This is a genomic window from Pantoea sp. JGM49 (assembly GCF_018257655.1).
GTDB classification, from domain to species: Bacteria; Pseudomonadota; Gammaproteobacteria; order Enterobacterales; family Enterobacteriaceae; genus Pantoea; species Pantoea communis.
The window spans coordinates 291258-306064 of sequence record NZ_JAERJM010000001.1 but is presented as its reverse complement, the minus strand read 5'-3'; the positions used below and the strand labels follow the sequence as shown (position 1 = coordinate 306064).

12 protein-coding genes and 3 tRNA genes are annotated in these 14807 nt (G+C 53.3%); 7 read left to right on the top strand and 8 right to left on the bottom strand.

Going from position 1 to position 14807, the window contains the following annotated elements; genetic code table 11:
• The first annotated feature begins 73 nt into the window (after positions 1–73).
• The 6 genes from JK231_RS01595 (at position 74) to JK231_RS01570 (ending at position 4148) form a co-directional block, all read left to right on the top strand.
• Positions 74–1447 (top strand): MATE family efflux transporter, encoded by a 1374-nt coding sequence (locus tag JK231_RS01595; RefSeq protein WP_211727843.1) that lies wholly within the window; start codon positions 74–76, stop codon positions 1445–1447.
• A 154-nt stretch (positions 1448–1601) separates the two neighbouring features.
• Positions 1602–1678 (top strand) — tRNA-Val (locus JK231_RS01590).
• A gap of 3 nt (positions 1679–1681) precedes the next feature.
• A tRNA-Val gene (locus JK231_RS01585) sits at positions 1682–1758 on the top strand.
• Positions 1759–1770: 12 nt separating this feature from the next.
• Positions 1771–1847: transfer RNA gene (locus tag JK231_RS01580), tRNA-Val, on the top strand.
• 346 nt (positions 1848–2193) lie between these two features.
• On the top strand, positions 2194–3606 hold the full coding sequence (gene pykF, locus JK231_RS01575; RefSeq protein ID WP_034821670.1) for a pyruvate kinase PykF: 1413 nt from the start codon (positions 2194–2196) through the stop codon (positions 3604–3606).
• Between the two features lie 305 nt (positions 3607–3911).
• Positions 3912–4148, top strand: coding sequence for a major outer membrane lipoprotein (locus JK231_RS01570; RefSeq protein WP_007374746.1), 237 nt, complete (start codon positions 3912–3914; stop codon positions 4146–4148).
• 69 nt (positions 4149–4217) lie between these two features.
• On the opposite strand, the gene JK231_RS01565 is transcribed toward JK231_RS01570, so the two are convergent.
• The 7 genes from JK231_RS01565 to sufA form a co-directional block, all read right to left on the bottom strand.
• Positions 4218–5249, bottom strand: coding sequence for a L,D-transpeptidase family protein (locus JK231_RS01565; RefSeq protein ID WP_097119273.1), 1032 nt, complete (start codon positions 5247–5249; stop codon positions 4218–4220).
• A gap of 61 nt (positions 5250–5310) precedes the next feature.
• Positions 5311–5727: a cysteine desulfuration protein SufE gene (gene sufE / locus JK231_RS01560; RefSeq protein WP_038647304.1), complete on the bottom strand. Its 417-nt coding sequence runs from the start codon at positions 5725–5727 to the stop codon at positions 5311–5313.
• A gap of 20 nt (positions 5728–5747) precedes the next feature.
• Positions 5748–6971: a cysteine desulfurase SufS gene (gene sufS, locus JK231_RS01555; protein ID WP_058959749.1), complete on the bottom strand. Its 1224-nt coding sequence runs from the start codon at positions 6969–6971 to the stop codon at positions 5748–5750.
• A complete protein-coding gene (gene sufD, locus JK231_RS01550) occupies positions 6968–8245 on the bottom strand; it encodes a Fe-S cluster assembly protein SufD (RefSeq protein ID WP_038647308.1) in 1278 nt (425 codons plus the stop codon). The genes sufS and sufD overlap by 4 nt, the downstream gene beginning before the upstream one ends.
• On the bottom strand, positions 8220–8966 hold the full coding sequence (sufC, locus tag JK231_RS01545; RefSeq protein ID WP_034821684.1) for a Fe-S cluster assembly ATPase SufC: 747 nt from the start codon (positions 8964–8966) through the stop codon (positions 8220–8222). The genes sufD and sufC overlap by 26 nt, the downstream gene beginning before the upstream one ends.
• A gap of 39 nt (positions 8967–9005) precedes the next feature.
• Positions 9006–10499 (bottom strand): Fe-S cluster assembly protein SufB, encoded by a 1494-nt coding sequence (gene sufB / locus JK231_RS01540; RefSeq protein ID WP_211727842.1) that lies wholly within the window; start codon positions 10497–10499, stop codon positions 9006–9008.
• 5 nt (positions 10500–10504) lie between these two features.
• Entirely contained in the window at positions 10505–10879 is a 375-nt protein-coding gene (gene sufA / locus JK231_RS01535; RefSeq protein WP_038647312.1) for a Fe-S cluster assembly scaffold SufA, read from the bottom strand.
• A 390-nt stretch (positions 10880–11269) separates the two neighbouring features.
• On the opposite strand from sufA, the gene JK231_RS01530 reads away from it, so the two are divergent.
• Entirely contained in the window at positions 11270–11674 is a 405-nt protein-coding gene (locus JK231_RS01530) for a hypothetical protein (RefSeq protein WP_045813973.1), read from the top strand.
• A gap of 30 nt (positions 11675–11704) precedes the next feature.
• Here JK231_RS01530 and JK231_RS01525 read toward each other — a convergent pair whose 3' ends face one another.
• Positions 11705–14758, bottom strand: a complete 3054-nt coding sequence (locus JK231_RS01525; RefSeq protein ID WP_211727841.1) for an FAD-binding and (Fe-S)-binding domain-containing protein — start codon at positions 14756–14758, stop codon at positions 11705–11707.
• Positions 14759–14807 lie beyond the last annotated feature (49 nt).

The window sequence follows — 14807 nt, the reverse complement described above, 5'->3', positions numbered from 1 at the left end:
GCTACCGCTACACTAGCCGCGCATTCTTTGGGGATATCTCCCCTCTTCTCTTCTTAATTTAAGCAGGTGTTACGTGCAGAAGTATTTAACAGAAGCGCGTCAATTGCTGGCCCTCGCGATCCCGGTCATCCTTGCTCAGGTGGCTCAGACGGCGATGGGTTTTGTGGATACCATTATGGCCGGTGCGGTGAGCGCCACGGATATGGCCGCCGTTGCTGTCGGCACCTCTATCTGGCTTCCCGCCATTCTGTTTGGTCATGGTCTTCTGCTGGCGTTGACGCCCACCGTTGCGCAATTCAACGGTTCAGGACGCCGCGAACGCATCGCGGAACAAGTGCGTCAGGGTTACTGGCTGGCACTGGCAGTCGCATTGCTGATCATGGTGGTGTTGTGGAATGCCGGCTATTTGATTCATGCCATGCACGATATCGATCCGCAACTGGCGGCTAAAGCCGAAGGCTATCTCCATGCATTACTGTGGGGTGCACCCGGCTACCTGTTCTTCCAGGTGGCGCGTAATCAGTGCGATGGTTTATCAAAAACCAAGCCAGCCATGCTGCTGGGCTTTTTAGGTTTGCTGGTTAACATTCCCCTGAACTACGTCTTTATTTACGGTCATTTCGGTATGCCCGCACTCGGGGGCGTAGGCTGTGGTGTCGCCACCGCTTCGGTTTACTGGGTGATGTTTATGGTGATGCGTTTCTGGCTGAAACGCATGGCAAGCATGCGCGATATTCGCATGAACAGCCGCTGGTCACCGCCCTCACGCGTCATCTTGTTTCGGCTGTTTACCCTCGGGTTACCGGTGGCGCTGGCACTGTTCTTTGAGGTCACTTTGTTTGCGGTGGTGGCACTGCTGGTCTCTCCGCTGGGGATCGTCAAAGTCGCGGGTCATCAGATTGCGCTGAACTTCAGTTCGCTGATGTTCGTTCTGCCACTGTCACTCGGTGTCGCGACTACCATCCGCGTGGGCTATCGTCTTGGGCAGGGGTCAACTGAACAGGCGCGCGTGGCGGCATGGACGGGACAAGGTGTCGGTATCAGCATGGCCGCTATCACAGCGATCTTCACCATCACCTTCCGTGAACATATCGCCGCACTGTATACCGCCAATCCAGAAGTGATTACGCTGGCCGCCCAGCTGATGCTGCTCGCTGCCATCTATCAGTTCTCAGATTCCATTCAGGTCATTGGTAGCGGGATTCTGCGCGGCTACAAAGATACGCGTTCCATCTTCTTTATCACCCTGATTGCCTATTGGGTACTGGGTTTACCGGTGGGTTATATTCTGGCGCTGACCGACTGGGTGGTACCGCAACTCGGTCCGGCGGGATTCTGGTGCGGATTTATTGTCGGCCTGACGTCTGCTGCCGTGATGATGATTTGGCGTATTCTTCGGTTGCAACGTTTGCCGGCGCAGATAATTTTGGCGCGCGCGGCCCGCTAAGTCGCTGAACAGGCCGTTATTTGCCCCCGCAATGCCTAAAAAAACAGCGGGTCGCACAGATGCTGGTCAGTCGTCATGGAAAATCATTTTTTCCCTTGCCAGCATCGCGGCCTGCCGTTAATATTCGTCCCCGCTGTCGCCCTGATAGCATGTTGCGCTCTTAGCTCAGTTGGTTAGAGCACCACCTTGACATGGTGGGGGTCGATGGTTCGAGTCCATTAGAGCGCACCAAGTGCGTCCGTAGCTCAGTTGGTTAGAGCACCACCTTGACATGGTGGGGGTCGGTGGTTCGAGTCCACTCGGACGCACCAAATTTCTAAAATGCGCTCTTAGCTCAGTTGGTTAGAGCACCACCTTGACATGGTGGGGGTCGATGGTTCGAGTCCATTAGAGCGCACCACTTTTTGTTTTCTCTCTCTCTTTGCGCAACACCCCTTTCCTTGATCTGCATCGTTTTCTCTCTCAGCTTTTATATTGGTTTTCGCATACTTAGCGTCTATACTATGCCGCGTTGTCCACCTGAAAGGTTTCAGCGCTAACGTGCCTATGCCAACAACTCAAATGATTTGCGCAACACTGTTCTGCCAGTTCCCTCGCGTACTGCATAACTTCTCTGCACGCTTAGCCTCTGTCACCTATTCTTACTCCTGTACGATCCAAACCAACACCATACACATTTTCACTTCGCTGCCAAACGCCGCGAATCCCGACCTCTATCATCCATCACAACTTACAGAAAACCTGACATGAAAAAGACCAAGATTGTTTGTACTATCGGTCCGAAAACCGAATCTGAAGAGATGCTGACTCAACTGCTGGAAGCGGGCATGAACGTCATGCGCCTGAACTTCTCACACGGGGATTATGCCGAACATGGTCAGCGCATCACTAACATGCGTGCCGTCATGGAAAAAACCGGTCGTCAGGCCGCGATTCTGCTGGACACCAAAGGTCCTGAAATTCGTACCATGAAACTGGAAGGCGGCAACGATGTTTCATTAAAAGCCGGCCAGACTTTCACTTTCACCACCGATCAGTCAGTGATTGGTAACAGCGAACGTGTTGCTGTGACCTATGCAGGCTTCACCGAAGACCTGAAAATCGGCAACACTGTGTTGGTCGATGATGGCCTGATTGGCATGCAGGTTACTGAAGTCACAGAAAACACGGTCGTTTGTAACGTGCTGAACAACGGCGACCTGGGCGAAAACAAAGGCGTTAACCTGCCTGGCGTTTCCATCCAGCTGCCAGCGCTGGCTGAAAAAGACAAACGTGACCTGATCTTCGGTTGCGAGCAAGGCGTTGATTTCGTCGCGGCTTCCTTTATCCGTAAACGTTCAGATGTGCTGGAAATCCGTGAGCATCTGAAAGCCCACGGTGGCGAGCATATCCAGATCATCTCTAAAATCGAAAACCAGGAAGGCCTGAACAACTTCGACGAGATTCTGGAAGCGTCTGACGGCATCATGGTTGCACGTGGTGACCTGGGCGTTGAGATCCCGGTTGAAGAAGTGATCTTCGCGCAGAAGATGATGATCAAGAAATGTAATAAAGCACGCAAAGTGGTCATCACCGCGACGCAGATGCTGGATTCGATGATCAAGAACCCACGCCCTACCCGCGCGGAAGCAGGCGACGTGGCGAACGCCATCCTTGATGGTACTGATGCGGTTATGCTGTCGGGTGAAAGTGCTAAGGGTCGTTACCCGCTGGAATCTGTGACCATCATGGCCACTATCTGCGAGCGTACCGACCGCGTGATGAAATCTCGCATTGGCGAGCTGCAGGATTCACGCAAACTGCGCATCACCGAAGCGGTGTGCCGTGGCGCAGTGGAAACAGCAGAAAAGCTGGAAGCCCCAGTAATTGTGGTGGCGACCGAAGGCGGTAAGTCTGCCAAAGCGATTCGTAAATACTTCCCGGATGCCACCATTCTGGCGCTGACCACCAATGCGACTACCGCACGCCAGCTGATTCTGAGCAAAGGCGTTGAGACGCGTCTGGTGACTGAAATTGCCTCAACGGATGATTTCTACCGTATTGGCAAGGAAATGGCGCTGGAAAGTGGCTATGCACAGAAAGGCGACGTTGTGGTGATGGTATCAGGTGCACTGGTTCCAAGTGGCACGACCAACACCGCTTCAGTCCACGTACTCTGATTTTTGCCTGAAGTTTTATTTAAAAGCGCCTTTACGGGGCGCTTTTTTTATTCTTGCGCTAATACAAAATCCAGATTTTTCCAATCGATAATAACTATTCAATATCCCGCACAATTAAGGTTAGTCCGATTAAATCTCTCTGTTTTAGCTAAATATTTTCATCATCTTCTGCGAAACGCTGCTTCTTTGAGCGAACGATCAAATTTAAGCATGTTCTCATCAAAAAATTATTCTCAACTCAAAAAGCTTTGTGTAATACTTGTAACGCTACATGGAGATTAACTCAATTCTAGAGGGTATTAATAATGAATCGTACTAAACTGGTACTGGGCGCGGTAATTCTGGGTTCAACTCTGCTGGCTGGTTGCTCAAGCAACGCTAAAATCGACCAGCTGTCTTCAGACGTTCAGACTCTGAACGCTAAAGTTGACCAGCTGAGCAACGACGTGAACGCAATCCGTTCTGACGTTCAGGCTGCTAAAGATGACGCAGCTCGCGCTAACCAGCGTCTGGACAACCAGGCTCACTCTTACCGTAAGTAAGAGTTCTGGTTTGAAAAATGGTGCCCATGTGGCACCATTTTTTTTGTCCTGATTTTGCCCCTCCCTGAATCAGGGTTTTGCGCCGCTCTCACCCATCGCCTGACTGATGGTCGCTTGTCCTGCGCCATCCTGCTGCGTTTGAAGCACCGCGGGTAATGCTGTTTCCTGCGTGATGGGCTCACCGCTGCTCACCAGCACTGGCATTCCTGAACGACGCACCATCGCCTCTTTGATCAGTGCGGTATCACTCTTCTGACTATTGATAAACGCCTTAGATTTCGCAGTCAACGCAATTGGCATGGTTTGCGGATCGTCCTTCTCATTGCGCGACAACGGCTGATGCACCTCAACGTAACGCTTGCCATCCGGTTCCACCGCATACTTGATCGGCTCGTTAACGATCTGCACCCTCGTTCCCTTTGGCACGCTGTTGAACAGCGCTTCGATATCATCCGGACGCAAACGAATACAGCCTGAGCTCACGCGCATCCCAATACCGAAATCGGCGTTGGTGCCATGGATCAGATACTGGCCGGTACCACGCGCCAGACGCATCGCAAACAGGCCCATCGGGTTATCTGGCCCGGCCGGAACGACACCCGGTAAGGTGATGCCCTCTTTCGCGTAGCGTTTGCGGATATTGACGGTAGGCGTCCAGGTGGGATTGGGGATTTTCTGGCTGATGCTGGTGACCATGCTCGGTGTTGCAGCGCCCAACTGGCCAATACCGATTGGATACACCACCACGCGATTCTCCCCTTTCGGATAGTAATACAGACGCAGTTCAGCAAGGTTGATGACGATACCTTCACGGGGTGCATCAGGCAGCAGCATTTGTAATGGAACCGTCAGTTGCGTCCCCGCTTTGGGCAGCCAGGGATCGACGCCAGGATTGGCCTCCAGCATGCCGAGCATCCCAATCTTATAATGCGCTGCGATGCTCTCTAAGGGCCGTTTGTCGTCAGGGACAGTGGTTAGGGTATTCTCGCCAATTAAACGGCTGTTATCGGCTGGCAGGGGATATTCCGTTGCAAATGCAGGTGCAGAAAGTCCGAAGCAGGACAACAGCAATGCACCGGCTAAACGTAACGCTGGTTTCATGCAATTTTCTCTTTGTCGGATGGAACAGACCCCGGTCATGCCGGGGTCTGGAGAGTGTAACTTAGCTGAGGCTTTGAGCGTTATGACGGATCGCGCGAATCATCGCTTCCAATCCTTGAGAACGTGTAGGAGTGAGGTGTTGAGTCAACTCTAATTCTGCGAACCAATGACCGACATCCAGCGCGAGAATCTCCTGCGCTTGCAAGCCCTGATAGAGGCTAAATACTACCGCAATCAAACCTTTAACAATGGCGGCATCACTGTCGCCTTCAAAGGCGATGGTGCCATCAGCTTGTGGGGTCATGCGGATCCACACCTGACTCTGACAACCCGAAATCACATACTCTGGCTGCTGTAAGCTTTCAGAGGATTCTGGTAATTTCGCACCGAGTTCAATGATGTAGAGATACTTCTCTTCCCAGTTTGCGCAACGGTTAAAGTTGCGCACCAGCTTCTCTTTTTCTGGCAAATTCGCCATGGATAACTCCTGAAATCTGCTCAACCGCCCAGCAGACGATGAATACGCGTCAAACCTGCTGCCAGGCGATCGGCTTCTTCTTCACTGTTATACAGCGCAAATGAGGCACGACACATTGCGGGCACCGCATAGTGGCGCATCAGAGGCATAGCGCAATGATGTCCGGTGCGGATCGCAATGCCGTATTGATCGAGGAAACTCCCGACGTCAAAGGCATGATGCTTACCAAGGTTGAATGCCACCACGCCACTGCGTTGTGCCGGACCGTAGATAATCAGGTCGGGTACCGACGCGAGCTTATCTAATGCGTAACGCATCAGAGAGGTCTCACGTTCGTTGATGACATCCAATCCCAGCTCACTGATCCAGTTCAGCGCCGCGCCTAAGCCGATGATGCCACCGGTATTCGGTGTGCCGGCTTCAAAACGCCACGGGGCAGTGTTCCAGGTGGTGCCGGTTGGCAGCATCACCTGATCGATCATTGAACCGCCGCCTTCCCAGGGAGGCATGATCTCCTGTAGCGCTTTACGCGCATACAACACGCCGATACCGGTCGGGCCATAAATTTTATGGCCAGAGAAGACGTAGAAATCGCAATCGATATCCTGCACATCCACTTTGTGATGCATCACCGCCTGCGCACCGTCCACCAGCGTGACAACACCCGCGGCTTTCGCCTGCGCCACGATGGCTTTCACCGGATTGACTGTACCGAGGACGTTAGAAACGTGCGTCACTGCCAGCAGGCGCGTGCGGCTATCAATCAGCCCGCTCAGCTGCTCAACAGCCAGTTCGCCCTGCTCGTTAAGTGGCAGAACGCGAATTTCAGCCCCGGTGCGCTGCGCCACCATCTGCCACGGCACGATATTAGCGTGGTGCTCCATCTCCGTGATGATGATGTTATCGCCCGATTGCAGCTGACTGCCGCCCCAGCTGTTGGCTACCAGATTGATGCCTTCAGTGGTGCCTTTAACGAAGATAATCTCTTCTGGCGATGCCGCATTGAGAAAACGCGAGGCTTGGGTGCGCACGTTTTCCATATCGGTGGTGGCTTGCGCACTGAGCGAGTGAATGCCACGGTGCACGGCTGCATAGCCGTGCTGGTAAAAATAACTTTCCGCATTGATGACCGCGAGCGGGCGCTGAGCGCTGGCCGCGCTATCAAGGTAGGCCAGCGGATGTCCGTTGACCTCACGTTTCAGAATCGGAAATTCCGCTCTGATTCGTTCGAGATCGAAAGTCATAACTCAACTCCAGGGAAACGCGCACTAATGCGTTCCAGCACCAGCTGGCGCAGCGGTTCTTCTTCCAGCAGTTCGGTCAATTCAGCCGCGAACGCATGGATAATCATCTGCTGTGCGGCATCTTCAGGGATACCACGCGAGCGCAGATAGAACATCTGCTCATCGTCGATACGGCCGATGGTCGCACCATGGCTACACTTCACGTCATCCGCATAGATTTCCAGCTGCGGCTTGGTATCCACTTCCGCCAGGCGACCGAGCAACAGGTTGTTGTTGGTCATCTGTCCGTCGGTTTTCAGTGCATGCTTCGCCACTTTAATGTGACCGTTGAAAATAGAACGGCCTTTATCGCGCGAGATGGTTTTGTGCAGCTGACGACTCAGGCAGTAGCCTTTGTTGTGTTCAAGATAGCTGCGGGTATCCGCCACTTCTGCGTTGATCGGCAGCACCAGACTGTTCAGTGACAGCTGGGTGTTTTCACCGTTGAGCTGCACGCTGGTGTTGTGACGAGACAAGCCAGCACCCAGCAGGAAGCTGGTGCTGCTGACCTGTGCATCACGACCAATGACGATGTCATTGTGTGCAAAGTGATAGCTACTGCTCTCTTCGAACGCCAGCTTGATGTGTTTCAGCTGGGCATTGTCGGCGACAGCAAAGGTAAAGCGTGCACCGGTAAAGTGGGCCGCACCGTTCAGCGTCACGTAATGCTCAATCACTTCAGCTTCGGCGCTCTGCTCCAGCTCAAGATGATGGCGGTGATGAACGGTGTTCAGCGCATCGGCTTTGCCGCTGGTGATGTGCAGTAAATACAGCGGACGTGCCGCCGATTTGCCGCGCGCCAGACGAATGGAAGTCACTTCTTCCGCCAGGCTTTCGGTGAGATGCAGGAACACTTCTGGCTGCACCGCAGCCGGCAAGGGGCGGCGTTCAGCCGCACGGCTGTGCTGCACGTCAAACAGATCGGTGTCGCGCGCGCTCAGCTCAGGCTGGAAGCGGCCATCAACAAACACCAGACGCACCGCATCCACCGGTAGCGCCAGCTCAGCAACCTGTTCCGCCGTCACGGTCTGCGCTTCTGGCAACACGAACTGGTTGGCGAACAGGCCATCCAGCGCGGTGTATTTCCAGTTTTCATGCTTACGGGTCGGCAAGCCGACACGCATTAATTGCTGCCAGTGCTGCTGTGCCTGCAGAGAACGCACCTCACCGCGCGATTCAAACAGGTGATGCCACTGTTGCAGGGCGTTATCACTCTTCGTCGGTAAGCCAGCCATAGCCTTGCTCCTCCAGCTGTTTAACCAGCGAGAAATCGCCAGACTTAACGATTTTGCCCTGATACAGCACGTGCACGTGATCTGGCTTGATGTAATCCAGGATACGCTGGTAGTGGGTCACGATAATGAATGAACGCTTACCGTCACGCAGGCTGTTAACGCCTTCAGCGACGATTTTCAGCGCATCGATATCCAGACCGGAGTCGGTTTCATCCAGGATGCACAGTTCTGGCTCAAGAGCAGCCATCTGCAGAATGTCGTTACGCTTCTTCTCACCACCGGAGAAGCCGACGTTCACTGAACGGGTCAGCAGATCTTCAGGCATCTTCAGCAGTTTAATTTTGTCTTCGATGAAGTCCTGGAAATCAAAACGATCCAGCTCTTCCTGCTCACGGTATTTGCGCACCGCATTCACAGAGGTCTGCAGGAAGAATTGGTTGCTGACGCCCGGGATTTCAACCGGATACTGGAACGCCATGAAGATGCCTTCGCCCGCGCGCTCTTCTGGCTCCAGCTCAAGCAGGTCTTTGCCATGGAAGCTGACAGAACCACCGGTCACTTCGTAATCTTCACGACCTGCCAGCGTTGCAGACAGGGTACTTTTACCTGAGCCGTTAGGGCCCATGATGGCGTGGACTTCGCCTGGTTTCACTTCAAGGTTCAGACCGCGCAAAATCTCTTTGTCTTCAACGCTAACCTGTAAATCTTTAATGCTTAACATACTCTTTCCTTCACATTGCTTCCGGCAACGCGTGTGGCATCAGCCCACACTGTGCTCAAGGCTGATAGCCAACAGTTTTTGCGCTTCCACGGCGAATTCCAGTGGCAGCTCGGAGAAAACGTCTTTGCAGAAGCCGTTGACGATCATTGAGATCGCATCTTCTTCGCTAATGCCGCGCTGCAGGCAGTAGAACATCTGGTCTTCACCAATACGCGAGGTCGTGGCTTCATGTTCCAGCTGTGCCGTGTTGTTGCGCGTTTCCACATATGGGAAGGTGTGCGCACCGCATTCGGCACCAATCAGCATCGAGTCACACTGGGTGAAGTTACGCGCGTTGGTCGCGGTTGGCATGATTTTCACAAGACCACGATAGGTGTTCTCACTCTTACCGGCAGAGATCCCTTTCGAGATGATGGTCGACTTGGTGTTCTTACCAATGTGGATCATCTTGGTGCCGGTATCCGCCTGCTGACGGCCGCTGGTCAGCGCCACGGAGTAGAACTCACCCACGGAATAGTCACCGCGCAAAATGCAGCTTGGGTATTTCCAGGTGATGGCTGAACCGGTCTCAGACTGCGTCCAGGACATCTTGCTGTAGTCGCCTTCACACAGCGCACGCTTGGTCACGAAGTTGAGGATACCGCCCTCGCCTTCACCGCCCGGGAACCAGTTCTGTACGGTGGAATATTTCACTTCGGCATTTTTGTGGATGATCACCTCAACCACTGCGGCGTGCAGCTGATAGGTGTCACGCACCGGCGCTGAGCAGCCTTCGATATAGCTGACATAGCTGTCTTCATCGGCGATCAGAATGGTACGTTCGAACTGACCGGTTTTCGCCGCGTTGATACGGAAATAAGTCGACAGCTCCATCGGGCAACGCACGCCTTTAGGGATGTAGACAAAAGTCCCGTCTGAGGCCACAGCAGAGTTCAATGCCGCGAAGAAGTTATCGTTGTGGGGAACCACAGTACCGAGATACTTCTGCACCAGCTCTGGATGATCGTGAATCGCTTCGCCGAATGAGCAGAAGATAATGCCTTGCTCAGCCAGTTTGTCACGGTAGGTGGTGGAAACGGATACGGAGTCAAAAATCGCATCAACCGCGACTTCACGTCCTTCACGTACCGGAACACCCAACTGATTGAAAGCGTCTTCCACTTCTTTGGTCAGGTAATCGCTTGACGCGACGCTGCCAGAGGTTTGCTTCGCACCCGGTTCAGACGCGCAGCTATCATCACAGTTGCCGCAAGACGGCGCGGAATAGTAGCTGTAGTCCTGATAATCGAGTGAGGCGTAGTTAGCTTTCAACCAGTGTGGCTCTTCCATCTCTAACCAGGCACGGAAAGCCTTGAGGCGGAATTCCAGCATCCACTCAGGTTCGTTACGTTTGGCCGAAATAGCACGCACCACATCTTCATTGATGCCGTGTGCCAATTCGTCGGTTTGCAACTGGGTAAAGAAGCCTTCTTTATAATTCAGGCTACCTTCCCACGTTTGTACATCGTCAGATGCTTCGCTGTGTCGTGACATTTTACTTACTCGACGCCAAAGCTCTCACCGCACCCGCAGGCGTGCTGAGCTTTAGGGTTGTTGAATTTAAAAATCTGGTTCAGGCCTTCACGGACATAATCCAGTTCGGTACCGTCAACAAACGGCATAGCCTGAAGAGGCACAAATAATTTTGCGCCGAATTGCTCAAACGTCAGGTCGTCATCGGCTGGCTCTTTTGTCAGATCCATAACGTACCCAAAACCGGCACAGCCGGACTGCTTCACACCCAATCTAAGGCCCTTAACTTCAGGATCCGCCTCAACCAGGTTAAGAATCTGTTTCGCTGCCGATTCGGTCAGCGTAAGCCCTTTCCAGACGAAATCGTCGGGTGAAAAGGAAGCTGCATTTACTGATGACATAGTGCTACCTCGTAAGTCTGGGCCTTTTCAGGCTATCCCCCTATGGTAGTGATATCAGATACCACTTCAACCTCTTGTTTTGCAGGGATAATCATCTCGTGCTATTTTTTACTGTTGCTTTATTAAGCATAGTCTCTTCAATCGAGCTTGTGAGCGGCATTCCCGTGCGCGCCACACCCGCGTAACCCGTTAAAATGACGTAAAATTTAGAAATTCAACTTTACGACATCGTCATGATTGATAGGTTACGCCTTTCTTCAATGTAAAGGGATTGTTATTGCCGATTTTAGTAACAGGCAAAGGAAATCAATAAAATTTCATTGCGGGAATTGCATTCCTGACGCGGTTGAATATGATAATGATTATCATTAACCCATTTAAGGTAGCGACATGACGCTTACCGTCTCAGCCTGGTTACAACACAAAATCGATGAATATAAGTTTTCAGTGCGTGATATCACCGTCGACTTCTACATGGCTCAGGCTAAGCTCAACCGCACCGATTGTACTATTGACCAACTGCGTCGCTTTAACGACACCTGTCTCGACATGGCAGAAATCTGCGAGCTTAACGGCGACGACCAAAGCTATCTGCATGCCATGGGCAAGCTCCATCACCGCTTAGTGCAGGAGATGGGCAATGCCGATCGCGACCGTTTATTCCGTATTCAGGCCTATCAACTGGCGCGCCTGTCGTTGACTCGCTTGTGTCATCAACTGGCGCTCAGCGGCGAGTGGGATAAAGCCACCAGCCTGCAGAGTGATTTCGTCCGTCACGCAGGCTGGATATTCTAATCCAGCTTTGTGACGACTCCTACAATTTGTTTACATCATTTCCAGTAATGCCTGCAGCGGATGGCGCATGCCATTGCCCTCGGCGCGTTTAACCTGGCTGCGACAGGAGAAACCTGTCGCCAGACAACGCTGACGTGGCAGTTTCTGTAACTGCGGATGCCATGAGAGTTCGTAGATGCCGAGCGAATTTTCGAGGTTCTTGCTCTCATGTCCGTACGTCCCCGCCATACCGCAACACCCGACGTTGACGTTCTCCAGCTTCGCACCGAAACGCGCAAAGATGTCCTGCCACTGATTCGGCGATGAGGGCAGCGCAGTGACTTCCGTGCAGTGGGCAAACAGATACCAGGCCTCGCCGCTGGCAGTCTGCACCGCGCGCGCATCAAGGGCTTGCTGCAACCATTCGTGGACCAGTTGCACCTTGAACTCACCGCGCTGCTCACCCAGCACTTCTTGATATTCATCGCGATAACACAGTACCGTTGCGGGATCGACCCCAACCATCGGCATTCCCAATTGGGCGACACGATTAAGAAACTCGGCGGTTTTGCCGGCAGTGCGCGCAAAGCGCTGCAGGAAGCCTTTCACATGTTGTGCTTTGCCATTAGGTGAGAAGGGTAATAACACCGGGCGGTAACCCAGCTTCTCAATCAATTTGACGAAATCGGTCACCAGCTGCGCTTCGTAATAGCTGGTGAACGGATCCTGCACCACCAGTACACAGTTTTCACGCTGCGCCATATCCATCGCTTCCAGCTGTTCCAGCGTCAGGCTCATCGCCGGATGGCCGCCGAGCTGCTGTTTCAGGCTTGGAGAGGAGAGCAATGGCAGATCGACCATACCAATGTGGGTTTTACTCAGATCGCGCACCCACGGCTGCTTGAGGAAGAAGTTGAACACCTTTGGCGCTTTGGCCATCAAAGGCGCATAACTCTCTACCGTTGCCACCAGATGATCGCTCATCGGACGCAAATAGCGCGTGTGATAAAGCTGCAGGAAGCGCGAGCGGAAGCCCGGTACATCAATCTTAATCGGGCACTGCGTCGAACAGGCTTTGCAGGCTAAACAGCCTGACATCGCCTCTTTCACTTCATGAGAAAAGTCATACTCGCCCTGCTTCGCGTGCCAGGAGTTACGCGTGCGTTGGATCAGTGTGCGCAGGCTGGCACCCTGTTTAGGCAGCGCCTGTTCCAGCTGCGAGGGATCAACGCCCTGCTCTGACAGCAAACGCAACCATTCACGCGTTAGCGTCGCGCGTCCTTTCGGCGAATGGATACGGTTGCGGGTAATCTTCATCGACGGGCACATCGGGCTGCGCGCATCAAAGTTGAAGCATAAGCCGTTGCCGTTGCACTCCATGGCACCGCGCCAGTCAGTTCGCACCGTGACCGGAATCTGACGATCGTAAGTGCCGCGTTTCACCGCATCCACCTGCATCATCGGCTCGTTGCTGCCCAGCGGGGTGCAAATCTTGCCGGGGTTCAGGCGATTATCAGGATCGAAGGCGGCTTTAATTGCGCGCAGTTCGTTGAACAGCGTCTCGCCAAAAAATTCCGGGCTGTACTGCGCGCGGAATCCTTTACCGTGTTCACCCCACAGTAATCCGCCGTAGCGTGCGGTCAGCGCCACCACTTCGTCGGAGATTTGCTTCATCAGCATCTCTTGCTGCGGATCGCACATGTCGAGCGCAGGACGGACGTGCAGAACACCGGCGTCCACATGGCCAAACATGCCGTAACTCAGGCCATGGCTATCGAGCAAGGCGCGGAAATCGACGATATAATCCGCCAGTTGTTCTGGCGGAACTGCCGTGTCTTCCACAAACGGAATCGGCTTGGCGCGCCCTTTGGCGTTACCCAGCAAGCCCACCGCTTTTTTGCGCATATTATAGATGCGCTCGATACCGCCTAAATCATTACACAGTTGATAGCCGATCACACCGCCCTGCTGCTGCGCCATCAGCTCATCCAGTCGACCGCACAGGCTGTTGACCTGCTGTTCAATCAATTCGCCGTTGTCACCGGCAAATTCAACAATATTCAGGCCGAGCATTTCCTTGTCCGGCACATCGGTAATCAGCTCTTTTACCGAATGCCAGACAATATCCTCACGTGCCAGATTCAACACCTTAGAGTCCACGGTTTCCACTGACAGCGCTTTGGCTTCCACCATGAAAGGGGCATTACGCAGTGCAGAGTCAAAGGAGTCGTACTTGATGTTCACCAGACGACGCACTTTCGGGATCGGCGTGATGTCCAGACGCGCTTCCGTAATAAAGGCCAGCGTCCCTTCTGCACCGCATAACAAACGCGTCAGATCGAAGGTTTGCATGTCATCGCTGAACACATGACGCAAGTCATAACCGGTCAGGAAGCGGTTAAGCTTAGGGAATTTATCCAGAATCAGATCACGCTGACCACGACAGCGATTCAGCACCTGATGATAGATACGCCCTTCTGCTGTCGGTGTTGTTGCTAATTGCTCAGCCAGTTCGGTGGGCATCGCGCGGGTATCCAGGATATCGCCGCCGAGCAGAACCGCCCGCAATCCCTCCACGTGATCCGAGGTTTTACCATACACCAGCGAACCCTGCCCGGATGCATCGGTATTGATCATGCCGCCTAAGGTAGCGCGATTACTGGTGGAGAGCTCCGGCGAGAAGAAGAATCCATAAGGCTTCAACCAGGCATTGAGCTGATCTTTCACCACGCCCGCTTCCACACGCACCCAGCCCTGTTCAGGATTGATTTCAAGGATGCGATTCATGTAGCGCGACATGTCGACCACAATGCCCTGATTGAGTGACTGACCGTTGGTACCCGTTCCGCCGCCGCGTGGGGTAAACACCAGGCTGTTAAACCGCGTTTCGCCCGCCAGACGAGCGATTAACGTCACGTCCGCCGTCGAACGCGGAAACAGCGCGGCATCGGGTAACAGCTGATAAATGCTGTTATCGGTAGCAAGCGAGAGACGATCGGCATAACTGGTGGCGACATCGCCGGTAAAGCCTTGTTCTTTTAATGACTGCAGGAATGTCAGCACCAGTTGAACGAGGCCTGGCGCCTGGGAAATCTGTGGGATCATTATTGCGTGACCGAGATGTTGTAAACGTTTGCGTGGTTTTTTTTTTCAA

Excerpts from the sequence above, each read along its gene's own strand:
- sufE (WP_038647304.1), bottom strand. The coding sequence starts at position 5,727 with ATGGCGAATTTGCCAGAAAAAGAGAAGCTGGTGCGCAACTTTAACCGT.
- sufD (WP_038647308.1), bottom strand. The coding sequence starts at position 8,245 with ATGGCTGGCTTACCGACGAAGAGTGATAACGCCCTGCAACAGTGGCAT.
- sufC (WP_034821684.1), bottom strand. The coding sequence starts at position 8,966 with ATGTTAAGCATTAAAGATTTACAGGTTAGCGTTGAAGACAAAGAGATT.
- JK231_RS01565 (WP_097119273.1), bottom strand. The coding sequence starts at position 5,249 with ATGAAACCAGCGTTACGTTTAGCCGGTGCATTGCTGTTGTCCTGCTTC.
- sufB (WP_211727842.1), bottom strand. The coding sequence starts at position 10,499 with ATGTCACGACACAGCGAAGCATCTGACGATGTACAAACGTGGGAAGGT.
- sufA (WP_038647312.1), bottom strand. The coding sequence starts at position 10,879 with ATGTCATCAGTAAATGCAGCTTCCTTTTCACCCGACGATTTCGTCTGG.
- JK231_RS01570 (WP_007374746.1), top strand. The coding sequence starts at position 3,912 with ATGAATCGTACTAAACTGGTACTGGGCGCGGTAATTCTGGGTTCAACT.
- JK231_RS01525 (WP_211727841.1), bottom strand. The coding sequence starts at position 14,758 with ATGATCCCACAGATTTCCCAGGCGCCAGGCCTCGTTCAACTGGTGCTG.
- JK231_RS01530 (WP_045813973.1), top strand. The coding sequence starts at position 11,270 with ATGACGCTTACCGTCTCAGCCTGGTTACAACACAAAATCGATGAATAT.
- pykF (WP_034821670.1), top strand. The coding sequence starts at position 2,194 with ATGAAAAAGACCAAGATTGTTTGTACTATCGGTCCGAAAACCGAATCT.
- sufS (WP_058959749.1), bottom strand. The coding sequence starts at position 6,971 with ATGACTTTCGATCTCGAACGAATCAGAGCGGAATTTCCGATTCTGAAA.